Origin of the sequence: Streptomyces sp. NPDC093510 (assembly GCF_040683555.1) — a bacterium.
Taxonomy (GTDB): Bacteria; Actinomycetota; Actinomycetes; order Streptomycetales; family Streptomycetaceae; genus Streptomyces.
Genome location: NZ_JBFBEE010000013.1, coordinates 96579 through 112067, shown reverse-complemented (window position 1 = coordinate 112067; position 15489 = coordinate 96579). Strand labels below are relative to the sequence as shown.

15 protein-coding genes are annotated in these 15489 nt (G+C 71.4%); 6 read left to right on the top strand and 9 right to left on the bottom strand.

Annotated elements, in window-relative coordinates; translation table 11 throughout:
* Positions 1–6: 6 nt before the first annotated feature.
* Positions 7–651 (bottom strand): zf-HC2 domain-containing protein, encoded by a 645-nt coding sequence (locus AB0N81_RS21930; protein WP_365360764.1) that lies wholly within the window; start codon positions 649–651, stop codon positions 7–9.
* 90 nt (positions 652–741) lie between these two features.
* Positions 742–1263 carry a hypothetical protein gene (locus AB0N81_RS21925; protein ID WP_365360762.1) on the bottom strand — a complete coding sequence of 174 codons (522 nt, stop codon included), beginning with the start codon at positions 1261–1263 and terminating at the stop codon, positions 742–744.
* Positions 1264–1550: 287 nt separating this feature from the next.
* Here AB0N81_RS21925 and AB0N81_RS21920 point away from each other — a divergent pair, with 287 nt between their 5' ends.
* Positions 1551–2774 carry a CapA family protein gene (locus AB0N81_RS21920; protein WP_365360760.1) on the top strand — a complete coding sequence of 408 codons (1224 nt, stop codon included), beginning with the start codon at positions 1551–1553 and terminating at the stop codon, positions 2772–2774.
* A 60-nt stretch (positions 2775–2834) separates the two neighbouring features.
* Here the strand turns inward: AB0N81_RS21920 and AB0N81_RS21915 are convergent, their stop codons facing one another.
* On the bottom strand, positions 2835–4265 hold the full coding sequence (locus AB0N81_RS21915) for an amino acid permease (RefSeq protein WP_365360758.1): 1431 nt from the start codon (positions 4263–4265) through the stop codon (positions 2835–2837).
* A gap of 132 nt (positions 4266–4397) precedes the next feature.
* A complete protein-coding gene (locus AB0N81_RS21910; protein ID WP_365360756.1) occupies positions 4398–4859 on the bottom strand; it encodes a universal stress protein in 462 nt (153 codons plus the stop codon).
* Between the two features lie 108 nt (positions 4860–4967).
* Between AB0N81_RS21910 and lysX the strand changes: the two genes are divergently transcribed.
* Both lysX and AB0N81_RS21900 read left to right on the top strand, forming a co-directional pair.
* Entirely contained in the window at positions 4968–8252 is a 3285-nt protein-coding gene (lysX, locus tag AB0N81_RS21905) for a bifunctional lysylphosphatidylglycerol synthetase/lysine--tRNA ligase LysX (protein ID WP_365360754.1), read from the top strand.
* An 88-nt stretch (positions 8253–8340) separates the two neighbouring features.
* A complete protein-coding gene (locus AB0N81_RS21900) occupies positions 8341–9186 on the top strand; it encodes a polysaccharide deacetylase family protein (protein ID WP_365360752.1) in 846 nt (281 codons plus the stop codon).
* Between the two features lie 24 nt (positions 9187–9210).
* Here the strand turns inward: AB0N81_RS21900 and AB0N81_RS21895 are convergent, their stop codons facing one another.
* Positions 9211–9891, bottom strand: a complete 681-nt coding sequence (locus tag AB0N81_RS21895) for a class F sortase (protein WP_365360750.1) — start codon at positions 9889–9891, stop codon at positions 9211–9213.
* A 348-nt stretch (positions 9892–10239) separates the two neighbouring features.
* Between AB0N81_RS21895 and AB0N81_RS21890 the strand changes: the two genes are divergently transcribed.
* Positions 10240–10734 (top strand): hypothetical protein, encoded by a 495-nt coding sequence (locus tag AB0N81_RS21890; protein ID WP_365361082.1) that lies wholly within the window; start codon positions 10240–10242, stop codon positions 10732–10734.
* A 128-nt stretch (positions 10735–10862) separates the two neighbouring features.
* Here the strand turns inward: AB0N81_RS21890 and AB0N81_RS21885 are convergent, their stop codons facing one another.
* Both AB0N81_RS21885 and AB0N81_RS21880 read right to left on the bottom strand, forming a co-directional pair.
* Positions 10863–11420 carry a hypothetical protein gene (locus AB0N81_RS21885; protein WP_365360749.1) on the bottom strand — a complete coding sequence of 186 codons (558 nt, stop codon included), beginning with the start codon at positions 11418–11420 and terminating at the stop codon, positions 10863–10865.
* Between the two features lie 190 nt (positions 11421–11610).
* Positions 11611–11826, bottom strand: coding sequence for a hypothetical protein (locus AB0N81_RS21880; protein ID WP_365360747.1), 216 nt, complete (start codon positions 11824–11826; stop codon positions 11611–11613).
* Positions 11827–12010: 184 nt separating this feature from the next.
* Between AB0N81_RS21880 and AB0N81_RS21875 the strand changes: the two genes are divergently transcribed.
* Entirely contained in the window at positions 12011–12835 is an 825-nt protein-coding gene (locus tag AB0N81_RS21875; RefSeq protein WP_365360745.1) for a polyprenol monophosphomannose synthase, read from the top strand.
* Between the two features lie 39 nt (positions 12836–12874).
* On the opposite strand, the gene AB0N81_RS21870 is transcribed toward AB0N81_RS21875, so the two are convergent.
* On the bottom strand, positions 12875–13639 hold the full coding sequence (locus tag AB0N81_RS21870) for a hypothetical protein (protein WP_365360743.1): 765 nt from the start codon (positions 13637–13639) through the stop codon (positions 12875–12877).
* A 15-nt stretch (positions 13640–13654) separates the two neighbouring features.
* On the bottom strand, positions 13655–13783 hold the full coding sequence (locus AB0N81_RS21865; protein ID WP_365360741.1) for a hypothetical protein: 129 nt from the start codon (positions 13781–13783) through the stop codon (positions 13655–13657).
* Between the two features lie 687 nt (positions 13784–14470).
* Between AB0N81_RS21865 and AB0N81_RS21860 the strand changes: the two genes are divergently transcribed.
* The gene (locus tag AB0N81_RS21860; protein ID WP_365360739.1) at positions 14471–15451 is read left to right on the top strand and encodes an SCO0930 family lipoprotein; all 981 of its coding nucleotides are present in this window, start codon (positions 14471–14473) and stop codon (positions 15449–15451) included.
* Positions 15452–15489: the final 38 nt, after the last annotated feature.

Sequence of the window (15489 nt, the reverse complement as noted above, 5' to 3'; positions counted from 1 at the left end):
GGCCGGTCATGGATGCCGCAGCGTCAGGAGGGGCTTCCCGTCGGCGGTGCGGACCTCGTACCGCTCCGTCTGCGCGGTGCGCAGGGCCGCGGCGCCCCGTGTCCGCACGGTCGGCGCGGGGAGCCGCCACGTCGTGACGGTCTGCTCGGAGCCGTCGGCGCCGACGGCGACCAGCTCGCAGACACGCCCGTCGGCCGCCGTGTCCCGCACCGTGAGCCCGATCTCCGTGCCCCAGGCGCGGTCCCGGGCGGTCAGCGTGGCCGAGACCCCGCTGCGGGCGTCCCGCGCGCTGATCCGCACCGGGGCGGGTCCGGTCGCCGTCACGACGGTCGTGGCGGGGGCGCCGACGGCCAGGACGACCCCGACCGCGAGCGCGCAGAGCCGCCGTCCGCGCCGCGTGCCGTACAGCCGGCCGGCCTCGCCCAGGACGCGGTCCAAGAGGCTCGGAGTGGGCGCGGTGAAGGGCTCCACGGGGGTCGTCGTCACCCGCACGTACAGCCGCAACTGGCTCACCGCGCCGTGAAGTTCGTCGAGTGAGAGGAGGCAGGCGGGACAGCCCACGAGGTGATCCTCGAAGCGGAAGGCGTCCGCCTCGTCCAGTACGCCGAGCGCGTAGGCGCCCGCGTCGCGGTGCCGCTCCAGGGGCCTCATGGCGTTCCTTGCCGTTCCGTGTCGGTGCCGGGTGCTGTTCCTCCTCCGGTACGCGGCGGACCACCGAATCGTTCAAGGGCCACAAACGGTTCAGAACAGATGGATCGCCAGGTGCCCCAGCGGCAGCCCGAGCCGCCACGCGGGCGTCCACACCTTCGGCCCGTCCTCCTCGCCCTGCCCGCCGCGGCCGGGCACCGCGTCCAGGTCGGGGGCGAGCAGCTCGGTCTCCCGCAGCCAGCGCCACGCCCGGTCGGCGAGCTCCAGGTCGGGGCGGGGCCCGCCGGCGGCGACGGCGTCCGCCGTGAACAGCGCCATCCGCTCCCGCACCCAGTCCTGCCACGGCTGGCCGTACGCGGTCAGTGTCAGCCAGGTCTCCAGCTGCGACACCACGCGGATTCCGGACAGCTCGCCCTCGCTGTCCGACAGGAAGATCGTCAGCGCGAGGGCGTCACGCCCCGCCCGGTACTCGAAGGACGTGGGGGGCATCAGATCGCCGGTGCGCAGCAGTTCGTCGGCGATGTACTCGGCGTACAACCACGCCATGGGTACGGCGAGTTCGCCGCCCCGGGGGTCGTCCGCGCCGTCAGGGTTTCCTCTGCTCTCGTGCCGCATCCGTTCCGCCTTCCTCCGGTCCGCGCGCGCTCCGGCTCTGGCCCCCCAATCCGGCACACGGTGAGGACAGCCGATTACCCGAGAGGGGTGCGGAGCAAGGCGCTTTACGGAGGCTTGACCCGGGCCCCGGTTTCACCGCAGGTGAGCCGCCCTGTGTTGTTCGCGTCACAGGTGGAGCTGTTTGACTCCGTTTCAGCGACTGTGACGGCATTGGTCCTTGATTAATCGTTAAATCCGTATGTGGGTTTGTCTGGACGCATATCGTCCCCACCCACGGAGTCCGTCCCATGAAGCAGCGCGCACGGATCACACGGCACACGAGAACCACCCCCACCTCGGGAAACACGCGGCGGAGCAGGCGGCCGCGTCCCACGACAGCCGCCGCGGCGGCCCTGTTCGCCGCGGGCGTCACCGCCACCACCGCCTGCGCGCCGAGTACGCTCCCGGCGCACTCCCCGGCCGGCGTGGCCGCGGCCGAACGGCGCGGCTTCACGCTCGCCGCCTCCGGGGACGTCCTGCCGCACGCCTCGATCATCCGCAAGGCCAACGCCGACGCGGGCGGCGACGGCTACGACTTCGCGCCGATGCTCGCGGGCGCCAAGCCGGTCATCGGCAAGGCCGATCTGGCCATCTGCCACATGGAGACGGTTTACGGAGCGGACGGCGACTACAGCGGCTACCCCAGCTTCAAGTCCCCGCCCCAGGTGGCCCGCGCCCTCAGGTCCACCGGGTACGACTCGTGCTCCACCGCCTCCAACCACACACTCGACGACGGCGCGGCGGGGGTGCGCCGCACCCTGGACGCGCTGGACAAGGCAGGCGTCAAGCACGCGGGCTCGGCCCGCTCGGCCGCTGAGGACAGGACCCCGGCCTGGCTGCGCGCGGGCGGCGCCAAGGTGGCGCAGCTCGCGTACACGTACGGCACGAACGGCTATCCGCTCCCCAAGGGCAAGCCGTGGTCCGTCGACCTCATCGACCGCGCCAAGATCCTCGCGGACGCCCGGGAGGCCCGGAAGGCGGGCGCCGACGTCGTGGTCGTCAGCCTGCACTGGGGCACGGAGTGGCAGGACGCGCCCGACCGGCAGCAGCTGCGGCTCGGCAGACAGCTCACGGCGTCGCGCACGGGCGGGCGCCCGGACATCGACCTCATCCTCGGCACCCACGCCCACGTGCCGCAGGCCTACGAGAAGGTGAACGGCACCTGGATCGTCTACGGCATGGGCGACCAGATCGCCGGAGACATGATCAACCACGAGGGCGCGCACGACCCGCGCGGCAACCAGGGCACCATCGGCCGCTTCACCTTCGCCCCGCCCGCCCGGCAGGGCGCCCGCTGGACGGTGAAGAAGGCCGAGTTCGTCCCCATGTGGTTCGACACGGACTCCGGCCGCGTCGTCAACCTCAACAGGGCGCTGGACCGGGGCGCCGACGTGAACGACGTCCGCGACCGCATCCGCCGCGTCGTCCTCGGCCGTGGGGCCGCCAAGGACGGCCTCGTCATGGGGAAGTAGGCCCGCCCGGCAGCAAGGAACGCGAGTTCCTGGAGTACGGCACCGAGCGCCTGACCCGCCTCACGCCCCGGCGTCCCGCTCCGCCTTGGCCAGCTCCGACTTCCGGTACGAGTACCCGAAGTAGACGAGAAGGCCGATCCCGAACCACACGGCGAACCGCACCCACGTCTGCCACTGCAGGAACGTGATCAGCCAGATGGAGAAGACGACTCCGATCGCCGGCACCACCGGCATCCCGGGGCAGCGGAAGGTGCGGGGCAGCTCCGGCCGCTTGTAGCGCAGCACGATCACCGCGATGCACACCACGACGAACGCCAGCAGAATCCCGATGTTGGTCAGCTCGGCCGCCTCGCCGATCGGCAGGAATCCGGCGATGGCGGCCGACGCGACTCCGACGATCCACGTCACGCGCGTCGGCACGTGCCGGGTCGGGTGCGTCTTGGCGAACCACTTGGGTAGCAGGCCGTCCCGGCTCATGGAGAACCACACCCGAGTACAGCCGAGCATGAACGTGAACATGACGGTAAGGATGCCGATGATCGCGCCGACCGCGATGACGTCCGCGAGACCCCCGAGCCCCACGGACTTGAAGGCCGTGGAGAAGCCGCTCTCCGGGTCGACCTCCTTGTAGCCCTGCATACCGGTGAGGACCAGGCACGCGAGGACGTACAGCACCATCGAGATGGCCAGGGAGTAGAGGATCGCCTTCGGCATGTGCCGCTGCGCGTCCTTGGACTCCTCGGCGGCCGTCGACATGGCGTCGTACCCGAACACGGCGAAGAACACGGTCGCCGCCCCCGTGAACGCGCCGCTGATCCCGTAGGGGAAGAACGGATCGTAGTTGCCCGTCTCGATGTGGAAGAAGCCGACCGCGATCACGACGAGCACCACGATCACCTTCAGCACGACCACGATCATCTCGAAGCGCGCGGCGTTCTTGATGCCGAGGGTGAGCAGGTACGCGATGAACAGGCACAGCACCGCGGCGAACAGGTCGACCTTGTGGCCGTCACCGGTGCCGGGGGCGCCCATCATCCAGCTCGGCAGCTCGGCGCCCATCTCCTCGACCAGGAAGCCGAAGTACCCGGAGATGCCGATCGCGACGACGGCGACGATCGCGGTGTACTCCAGGAGCAGGTCCCAGCCGATGAACCAGCCGGTCAGCTCCCCGAGCACCACATAGCCGTACGTGTACGCCGAGCCGGCCTTCGGGATCATGCCCGCGAACTCGGCGTACGAGAAGGCGGCGGCCGCGCTCGCGACACCCGCGATCAGGAAGGAGACCAGCACCGCGGGTCCCGCCGTGCCGTTGGCAACGGCCCCGGCGAGACTGAAGATGCCGGCGCCGATGATGCCGCCGACACCGATCGCGGTGAGCTGCCAGAGCCCGAGGGACTTGGCGAGCCCGCCGCCCGCCCCCGCCTCTGTCTCCTCGATGTCATCGATGGGCTTGCGGCGCAGCACGCCCCGTCCCATCCGGAGTCCCGGCATGAGCTCCACCTCTTCGCAGACGGCAGTCGGCTGATGGCGGATCATGATGGCCCAGGCAGGCCCGCTACGGAAGACGCCACACCCCGGCCGCCCGGGGCGACGGCGCGACGGGGGCCATTCAGGTGGGGCCGGTCACGGAACCACGGTGACCGGCCACCGGCCGGCCTTCACCAGACGGACGGCCACCGACCCGACGATGCGGTGACCCGCCTGCTCCGAGGCGCCGACGACGACGGCGTCCGCCTTCAGGTCGTCCGCCGCGGTGACCAGGCCGGTGTAGGGGTCACCACGGAACGTGTGGAACTCCCAGCGGACATCGAATATGTCCTTCACCCGCTCGGTCGCCGCCCGGATCTCCGCGATCAGCCCCTCGGCGATCTCGTCGGTGGTCTCGGCGACCGGGACACCGAACGCGGCACCACCGGCAAGCACCGGCTGGACGTACACCACGGCGAGCAGAGCCCGCTGCCGCCGGGCCAGGCCCCCGGCGTAGGCCGCCGCTCGGAGCGATGAATCGGAGCCATCGACTCCGGCCACGATCACCTTCGGCCCGTCGGTGCCGCGTTCGAACTGCTGGGACTGGTCTTCGCTCACCTCGAGAGGTTAACGGAGGCTCTCCTACCGCCTGTGGCCCGGGCCGCCGTGCCCCGTCCCGCCCCTCTCGGCGCGCGCGGCGGCCCACCTCTTCCTAGAGTCGTGCACATGACTGTCAGCACGGAGGAGCCCGAGGCCAGAGGGCGGATACGCTCCCGCGACGGTTTCCTCGGCCGCGTCCCGGAAGGGTTCGCCGCCTTCTTCGGCGCCCTCGGCGTCTTCTGCGCGGTCCTCGCGGTCATCGCCCCGCTGCGCCGCCTCCTCATGCCCGTCATCCGCTTCCTGGACCTCGTGACGGTCCCGGTCAGCGCGAACCTCGCGTACGCCGTCTTCCTCTTCCTGCTCGCCGCCGCCACCGCCGCCCGGAAGAAGATCACCTGGTGGCTCATCGTCACCTACCTGGGCCTGCTCCTCGCCTTCGACGTGCTCGGCGCGGCCCTCGGCTACTGGGCCGAGTCCCTGCCCTCCTTCGTCGTCTGCGGCGCCGCCTTCGTCCTGCTGATCCTGGCCCGCAAGGAGTTCTCCGCCGACTCCCGGCGCGGCGCCGTCCGGCGGGCCCTCGCGGTCCTCGTCGCGGGCCTCGGCCTCGCGATCCTGCTCGGCTGGGGCCTGGTGGAGCTGTTCCCCGGCACCCTGGTGCGCGGCGAGCGCCTGCTGTGGGCGGCGAACCGGGTCTGCGGCGGCCTGATCCACGGCCACGACTACTTCGACGGCACCCCGTCGCGCACCCTCTACTTCTGGCTCGGCCTGTTCGGCGCCCTCGCCCTGCTCAACGCCGCCGCCACCCTCTTCCGCTCCCAGCGCATGGAAGCGGCCCTGCACGGCGACGAGGAACCCCGCATCCGCGCCCTCCTCGGCGCCTACGGCGCGCAGGACTCACTCGGCTACTTCGCCACCCGGCGCGACAAGGCCGTCGTCTTCTCACCCAGCGGCAAGGCCGCCGTCACCTACCGGGTCGAGGCCGGCGTCTGCCTGGCCAGCGGCGACCCCGTCGGCGACCGCGAGGCCTGGCCGCACGCCATCGGCGCCTGGCTCGACGTGGCCCGGCGGTACGCCTGGGCCCCCGCGGTGATGGGAGCCTCCGAGGACGGCGCGACCGCGTACGCCCGCGCCGGGCTCGGCGCGCTGCAACTCGGCGACGAGGCGATCCTGCACGTCGCCGACTTCGACCTGGACGGCCGCGACATGCGCGTCACCCGCCAGGCCGTGAACCGCGTCCGCCGCACCGGCGCCACCGCCCGCATCCGCCGCCACTCCACCCTCACCGACGAGGAGATGGAGGAGATCGTCGACAAGGCCGACGCCTGGCGCGACACCGAGACCGAGCGCGGATTCTCCATGGCCCTCGACCGCCTCGGCGACCCCGAGGACGGCGACTGCCTCCTCGTCGAGGCCCTGGACGCCGACGGCAGGCTCCTCGCGCTGCTCTCCCTCGTCCCGTGGGGCAGGGACGGCATCTCCCTGGACCTGATGCGCCGCGACCGCACCGCGCCCAACGGCGTCATGGAGTTCATGGTCGCCGAACTGTGCGCGGCCGCGCCGAAGTCCGGTGTGCGCCGCATCTCCCTGAACTTCGCCGTGTTCCGCTCGGTCTTCGAGGAGGGCGGCCGCATCGGCGCGGGACCGGTCCTGCGGCTGTGGCGCAAACTGCTCCTCTTCTTCTCCAAGTGGTGGCAGCTCGAAGCGCTCTACCGCTCGAACGCCAAGTACCACCCGGAGTGGTACCCGCGCTTCATCTGCTACGGCGACAGCGGCGCCCTCGCCCGCATCAGCCTGGCATCCGGCATCGCCGAGGGCTTCGTCTCCGTACCGTCCCTGCGCAAACTCTGGGGCAACGGCCACAAGCCACGGGGCGTCAACCGGCCCGCCACCACCGAAGGGCTCCCTCCGATCGCCGCGCTCGGCCTCGCGGGCCGGGACGACAGCGCCGACGCCGACCCCACGTCGAGGCTCCCGGAACAGATCCGCGTCCGCCACCGCAAACTCGACCGGCTGCGCGCCGAGGGCGTCGACCCCTATCCGGTGGGCCTGCCCCCACGCACCCACGAACTGGCCGCCGTGCGGGCCGGTATGACGGGGAGTCAGGTGACTGTCGCCGGTCGCGTCATGCTCGTACGCGACTTCGGCGGCGTCGTCTTCGCCGTGCTGCGCGACTGGTCGGGCGACCTCCAGCTCGCCCTCACCCGCGACACCTCGGGCCCCGACGTCCTGGACCGCTTCACCGACGGCACCGACATCGGCGACCACATCACCGCCACCGGCACGGTCGGCACCAGCGACCGGGGCGAGCTCACCGTCTTCGTCACCGACTGGCGGCTCACCGGCAAATGCCTGCGCCCCCTGCCCGACAAGCGCCGCGGCCTGACCGACCCCGAGGCCAAGGTCCGCCGCCGCTACGTCGATCTCGTCGCGAGCCCCGGCGCCCGCGACGTGGTCCGGGCCCGCTCCACCGCCGTACAGGCGCTGCGCCAGGGCCTCCTCGACCGCGGCTACCTCGAGGTCGAGACACCGATGCTCCAGCAGATCCACGGCGGCGCCAACGCACGCCCCTTCACCACCCACATCAACGCCTATGACCTCGACCTGTATCTGCGCATCGCCCCCGAGCTGTACCTGAAGCGGCTCTGCGTCGGCGGCATGGAGAAGGTCTTCGAGATGGGCCGCACCTTCCGCAACGAAGGCGTCTCCTACAAGCACAACCCCGAGTTCACGATGCTGGAGGCATACCAGGCCTTCGCCGACTACGACGTGATGCTCGACCTCACCCGCGAACTCGTCCAGGGCGCGGCGACGGCGGCCTTCGGCAGGCCGGTGGCGTACAAGGACGGCGCCGAGCACGACATCTCCGGACCCTGGCCGGTCAAGACGGTGTACGGCGCGCTCTCCGAGGCGCTCGGCGAGGAGGTCGGCGCGGACACCCCGACGCACCTCCTGCACCGGCTCTGCGACCGGGCCGCCGTCCCGTACATGGCGGACGACGGCCGCGGCGACATCGTCCTGGAGATGTACGAGCGGCTCGTCGAGGAGAAGACGAAGCTGCCCACCTTCTACAAGGACTTCCCGACCGACGTCTCCCCGCTCACCCGCCGGCACCGCACCGACCCGCGCCTGGCCGAACGCTGGGACCTGGTGGCCTTCGGCACCGAACTGGGCACCGCCTACTCGGAGTTGACCGACCCCGTGGAGCAGCGGCGCCGCCTCACCGCGCAGTCGCTGCTGGCCGCCGGGGGAGACTCCGAGGCCATGGAGCTCGACGAGGACTTCCTCGACGCCCTGGAGTACGCGATGCCGCCCACCGGCGGCCTCGGCATCGGCGTCGACCGGCTCGTCATGTTCCTCACCGGCCTGACCATCCGGGAGACGCTGCCCTTCCCCCTCGTCCGCCGCGTCTGAGGGCCCCACCGCGTCTGATCGGGTGCTTTCGGGGGCCGCCGCGGTGTTGATGTTCCACGCGGGCCTTCGGCCATGCGACGGATTAGTCATGCAAGACGATCAGCTGACGCCAGGGCGTCGGGTCCTGCTCCGCGCCGCCGCGCTCCTCGGCTCGGCCACGATCGCGGGGTGCGCGGGCACGGACCATCCGTCCGCCCCGGGACCCACCGCCACCGGAGGGACACCCGCCGGGGGCCCGCAGGCGGTACGCGCCCGCAAGCCCTCCGCGTACCGCCTGCGGCCCATGACGGGCCACGGCCCGCCGCGCGCCACGCGGGTCCTGTCCCACGTCCGCAAGGCGCCGATCCTGCGCATGCCCGGCCGCGACCGGACGATGGTGCTGACGTTCGACGACGGACCCGACCCGCGCTACACCCCGCGCATCCTGCGGACCCTGCGCAAGCACGACGTCCGCGCGATGTTCTTCGTCTGCGGCGAGATGGCAGCCGACAGCCCCGACCTGCTGCGCGAGATGGCCGACGACGGGCATCTGATCGGCAACCACACCTGGAGCCACCCGCTGCTGCCGCGCCTCGGCAGGGCCACGATGCGCGAGGAGATGGAGCGCGCCTGCGACGTCATCGAGGAGGTCACCGGCGAATACCCCGCGTGGTTCAGAGCCCCCTACGGAGCGTGGAACCGCAACGCCTTCCAGCTGGGCGCCCAGCTCGGCATGGAGCCGCTCGCGTGGACGGTCGACACCCTCGACTGGACCGAGCCGGGCGCGAGGACCATCGTGCGCCGCGTCCGCGCGGGCGCCGGTCCTGGCGTCGTGGTGCTCTCGCACGACGCGGGCGGCGACCGCTCGGGCAGCGTCGAGGCGCTGCGCGACTACCTCCCGGAACTCCTCGACTCCGGTTACCGCGTCACGGTGCCGAGCCCCTACATGATGTGAGCGCCGTATCGGCCCGGCCGCGTATCAGTGCCCGGCGACCAGGCGGGCGAACACCACGACGTTCCCGTCGTACCCCCCATGCTGCGAGAAACCGCCGCCGCAGGTGATGACGCGCAATTCGGGAGTTCCGCCGTTTCCGTAGACCCGCTCTCCCGGGAATTTGTCCTTGTCGAACACTTCGATGCCGTAGATCTCGAAAGTCGCCGTCTTCTTGTCCCTGCGTTCGACCTCGATGCGGTTTCCCTTCTTCAGCGAACCAAGACCGTAGAAAACGGCCGGGCCCTGCTGATTGTCCACATGGCCGACCACCACGGCTGTGCCTCTTTCGCCGGGCGACACGGCGCCCGTGAACCAGCCCGCGAGATTCGGGTCCCCCGGCGGCGGCGCGTCGACCCAGCCCTCGGAGTCGAGACCCACCTGTATGACCGGCGCGTCCACCTGGATGCCCTTGATGCGGATGCGCTCGGCGGGCGAGAACGTCAGCGGCGCCGGTGCGCCGTCGTCGGCCCCGGGCGCCTGGTCCGCCGCCGCCGCGGACGCCGGCTGCGGCGGGCCCACGTCGAATTCCCCGGAACCGTTGCGGATCAGCGCGAGACCGGTGAGCAGGACAAGCGCCATCACACCCCACGGGGCGCGCTTCCTCTGCTTTTCGTCCTCCTGGAAATCCTGGAATTCGAACTCGTCGGCCGGATGGGACGAAGGCATTCTCTATCCCCTCTCAACGCGATACGCGTACCGCGTCCGTTGCGCGTACCAGAACGCTAAGCGCGGGGCGCGCGGCGTGCGAAAGGGCGGGAGCGAACGGGTGGCGCGGGGTCCGGGGTGCGCCATCCGAGTTGCCCGGGCCAGGAAATTTCTGACGGTCCGTGACCTGCGGCGATGTGAGGTGGCGCGGACGTGCCCCGGCGTGTCGTCTCACCAGGACGGCCGATCGCCGAAATGCGGGTCTTCGCACCGCATCTGAGGGTCAGTCTGGGAGGCGCTCTCGCCGATCGACCGGGGACGGTATCCCCGGGGCGCCTTCCGCGGAGGATTGCCATGCGTACTTCTCGTATGCGGACCACTCGTGCCGTCGCGGTCGCCGCGGTGGCCGTCGGTGCCGTCGGGCTCGCCGCCCCGGCCGCGTCCGCCTGGGCCGACCCGACCAACATCGTGGCGATGCCCAGTGTGATCCCGAGGGGCGGCCACCTGACGGTGACCGTCGACGGGTCCTCCTGCCAGTCGCCGGGCAGCAAGGTCACGTCGCCCGCCTTCCCTGACACGAACCTGCACACCATCTCCGGGGGCACCACGGCGAGCGCCACCGCGATCGTCCACTCGCACGCCCACCCCGGCGCCTACGACATCACCGCCCACTGCGGTGGCAAGACCCTGACCCGCCCGGCGGCGTTCACCGTCATCCACGGCGGTGTGCGCGGCGGCTTCGGCGGCAGCACGCACTCCGGAGCGACCGGCACCGACATGGCCATCGGCGGCGCCCTGGTCACCGCCGCGCTGGTGGGCGGCGGGGTCTTCTGGATGCGTCGCCGGTCCGAGAACAGGACCTGAGGTTCCGCCGGGCCGGCGCGACCCCCTTCCGCTCCGTGCCCGGCGCGCGCCCTGCCCGCACGGCACGTGACAGCGCTTCGCCCCCGGGTCCTGGAGACGCCCGGGGGCGCGGCGCTGCGGCACGGGGGTCAGGAGTTGCCCTCGCCGGTGCGGCGGCGCGTCTTGTAGTACGCGGCGCCCAGTGTGCCCACGATCAGGGCACCGCCGAGCGCGATCTCGTGCAGGTCGAGTCCGCCGAAGCTGCCGCCGACGCCGGCCTTGACGCCCTTGTGCGGGTTGTGGTGGGTGTCGCCGTCAGGGCGGGTGTTGCCGTCGGGGCGGCCGGTGGCGATCGTGAGGTCGGTCTTGTCGCTGCCGGGGTTGCTGCCGTTGCAGGTGAACGTCACCTCGTACATCGCGCCGGGCTTGGCGTCCCAGAACACGTGGGCCGTGGCGGACTTCTGGCCCTTGGGGATGGTGGTGTCGTCGAAGACGCCGGAGGTGACCTTGGTCTCGCCGTCACAGCCGTCGACGTTGAGGGTGACCTGACCGCCGGCGGCGACCGTCTTGGGGGAGATGCTGAAGCCGAACGCGGTGACGTTCTCCTCGCCGAGGGGCACGGACGCGGACGCGGACGCGGTCGGGGCGGTGAGTGCGAGGGCGGAAGCGGTGAGCAGAGCGGCCGAAGCGACGCGTATCGCGCGCATGATGAATCCTCCGGGTCCACGAGGAGCAGCTGCGGACCTTCTTCCGCTGACGCCTTGAATGCACCTCGATGCCCGAAACGCTAGGTTCGGACCTATGACGCCGCGATCCGTGTCGCGCGAACGGGGCAATCGTGTGGGCCGGTCGAGCGAATGGCGCGGCGCGGCGTCCCCGGCGGCGCGCGTACGTCCACTAGTGCGTGTCCGTCCACACGTGCGGTCCGCCGCGCCACTCGACGAGGTGCGGGTCGTCGAGCGCGATGTCGGCCTCGCCGAGCCCCGCGTGCCGAAGCAGTTCCCTCAGCGCATGGTCGCTGCGTGCGACGCCGACGTCCTGTCCGCGCACGCTGATCCGCCGCCCGCCGTCGGTGGCGGGCGGATGAACGACGATCGGTGACTGCCAGGCCATGGCACCAGGGTGCGCCGTACGGAGGCCCGGCGCAGCGCGGTTCACGGCCAACGCGCGTCATCACATCCGGCGGGCGGCGGGGCGGCGCCGCAACGGGCCGTCCACGCACGGGTGTTGGCCGCTTTTCATGATCCCTGTCGTAGTGTGGTGCCGACCGCACGGAGAATCGCACGGGGGAATGATCGTGGAACAGGCGTCCCGGGCTGCCGGCCCGGCCTCCCCGAAGGTCGTGGTGGTCGTTCCCACGTACGAGGAACGGGAGAACCTGCCCCTTCTCATCGGGCTGCTCAAAGGGCTGGACCTGCCGAACCTGCACGTCCTCGTGGTTGACGACAACTCGCCCGACGGCACCGGCGACGTCGCGGACGAGATCGCCGCGGAGTCCGCCGGCACGGTCACCGTCCTGCACCGCACCGAGAAGGACGGGCTCGGCCGTGCCTACGTCGCCGGGATGACCCGCGCTCTCGCGGAGGGCGCCGACGTGGTGGTGCAGATGGACGCCGACCTCTCGCACCCGGCGCGGGCGCTCCCGCTGATGGTGCGCACCCTTCTCGCGGGCGAAGAAGGACTCGGGGGCGACGCAGGGCTCGCGGTCGACGAAGGACTCGCGGGCGACGCAGGACCGGCCGTCGTGCTGGGCTCGCGCTATGTGGCGGGCGGCGCGCTCGCCACCGAGTGGGCCTGGCACCGCAGGGCGCTGTCCGCCTGGGCGAACTTCTACGTCAATGCCGTCCTGCGGCTCGGTGTGCGGGACGCGACGGCCGGGTTCAAGGCGTGGCGGGCCACCGCGCTGCAAGCGATCGACCTGCCGTCGGTGCGGAGCAACGGCTACTCCTTCCAGGTCGAGATGAACTACCGCGCGATCCGCCGCGGCCTGCGCATCGTCGAGGTGCCGATCACCTTCGAGGAGCGCGCCAACGGCGAGTCCAAGCTCAGCCTGCGGGTGCAGGCGGAGTCGGCGCTCACCCCGTGGAGGCTGCGCTTCGGCCGCCGGGGCGCGGGGAACTGACGGGCCGGCCGGGCCCCCCGCGCCGAAGCGCCGCCTCGATCAGCTCCCCAGGCCGGGGAAGAGGGCGCGGAAGGGTTCCGCCGTCGCGGCGACGCCACGGCTGTAGGGCGCGTCGAAGTCCCAGATGAGGAAGAGCAGAAAGGCGAACAGGGCGGAGAAGAGACCCGCGAGGACCAGTTCGCGCGGTGTACGTCGGATCTGCAGGGCGAAGAGCATCCCGATGGTGACCAGACCGCCGGTGATCAGACCGAACCAGACCACGGCGGGCATGGTCGCCCCGACGCTGTCCGCACGGGCGCTGCGCGCGTCGTCGGCGGCCGCCACCGAGTCGACCAGCGGCTGGTAGGCCTGCGCCTCGAAGTCCGACTTCGGTTCGTAGTCGGTCACGTCGTGCCGGACACGGGCCAGGAGGTCCGAACCGCGTTCGGTGAGCTCGCCCTTGGACCTCATGGTGTCCCACTCCGTGGTGACGACATGGCTGACATAGGTGTGGACATCGGCGCGGATACGGTCCCGGACGTCCTCCGGGTAGATCCGCGCCCGCTCCGACACCTCGTGCAACGCCTGTGCCTCCAGTCGCACGTGTTCCTGGGCGGCGCCGCGCGCCTCCCAGACACCCGCGATGGCCAGGCCGAGGACGATGGCGTAGACGACGCCGATCATCATCGTCATGTACTCGATGACGTCCGGAGTCTCGGACGAGTCGTAGTCCGCGCCGGTCCTGCGGTGGCGCAGCAAAGTGACGATGAGCACAACGCCGCAAGCGGCCACCATCGCGAGGGTGAGAACAAGCCATTCCGACATGGAAACCTCCGGCGGTCAGCGCGGGCGGAGCGCGGCGACGGCGAGCACAGCGGGCGCCGTGATGAGCAGGGTGAGCGAGACGAGGGACGGGCCGTGACGGGGCGGCCGCTTGCGGGGCGGGGCCTGGTACTCCGGATATGTCACGCGAGCGGGGGGCTTCGGAGGGCGGGAAGAGGGCTTGGGCTTGGGCTCGGGCTTCGGCTCGGGCGCCGGTGCGGCGGGCGGAGGTGGAGGTGGCGGCGCCTCGGGCCGCACGGACGGCTCGGGCGGCGCGGGGGCCGGTGGCGGGGGCGGCTCCGGGGCGGGCGGCTTCGGTGGTGGGGGCGGAGGCGGCGGGGGAGGGGGAGGTGGTGGCGGGGGCGGCGGATTCGGATGCTGCGTCGGACCGGCCCAGCAGTCGCCGTCACCCGACACGGCCACGTTGTCGCCGCTCTGCGCATCACCTCCTTGAGTGATCGACGCGTACCCGCAGTCGTCGGCGGAGGCCGACCCGGCGGCCGACGACGCACCGAGCAGCAACGCCAGCGCGACGAGCGCCAACACGCGTGTGACGAGGGGCGACAAGGCTCGCGGAGTTCCGTGCACGACGGGGAGCATGAGCCGCGCACGCCCTCGGCACGCCCACGAGGCTCCCGAATGACCCGAAGGAAGGACACGCCGACCGCACGGGTTTGACGCCGGGCCACCCCACCGCGGCCGCTCCGCCCCGCCCTGCCCCGCGCAAAGAATTTTGCGACGCGGTTGAACGCGGCGGCCGCTCCGCCCCGTACCTAGGGCCATGTGTGACGCAAACGGGCGCCACAACACCTGTGCTGACACTAGGAGTCAAGGATGCTGCATCCAAGCGGGGGTTCCCCCCGGGCCTGGCGGAACGCCTCGCTCGTAGCGACAGCTGCGGCCCTGCTGGCGCTGACGACGGCGTGCGGTCAGGAGAAGGGCGACCAGTCTCCGAACGGGCAGAACGTGGGCAACGAGGCACCCGCGAAGAGCGACGGCTACGGTGCCGGTGACGGCTACGGAGAGGACTCCGGCGCCGCGGACAAGGGTGCCGGGGCCAAGGCCAGGTCCGCGGGCCAACTCGCCGTGTGGGACAGCAAGAAGCTCGGTGAGGTCGTCACCGACAGCGCCGGCTTCACCCTCTACCGCTTCGACAAGGACACCGCCCAACCGCCCAAGTCCAACTGCGACGCGGCTTGCCTGAAGGCGTGGCCGGTCGTCGCCGCGGACGGGGCGAAGGCCGCGCCGGGCGTCGACGAATCCCTGCTCGGCGAGGTCACCGCCGCCGACGGCAGCAAGCAGCTCACCATCGACGGCTGGCCGATGTACCGGTACGCGAAGGACACCGAGCCGGGCGACGCCAAGGGCCAGGGTGTGGGCGGCATTTGGCACGCGGCGGCCCCCGACGGCAAGAAGGCCGCACCGGCGGCGGCCGGGACCGCCCCCGTCGACCCGGCGGGCCTGTCCACCCGCAAGGACCCGAAGCTCGGCGAGATCGTCGTCGACAAGAACGGCATGACCGTCTACCGCTTCACGAAGGACTCCGCCTGGCCGATGAAGTCCGCGTGCACCGGCGCCTGCCTCGACAAATGGCCCGTCGTGGAGCCCGTGGCCAAGAACGACACTCGAGGAATCCTCAAGAAAGGCTTCACCGTCTTCGACCGGCCCGACGGCAAGCAGCAGCAGACGATCGACTGCTGGCCGATGTACACGTTCGCCGGCGACAAGAAGCCCGGCGACACCAACGGCCAAGGCGTGGGCGGGACTTGGTTCGCCGCGAGCCCCGAGGGGAAGCCGGTGGGCGCTTCCCAGTAGATCCACTCGCCATACGGACAGACCGGCCCGTCCCCTCC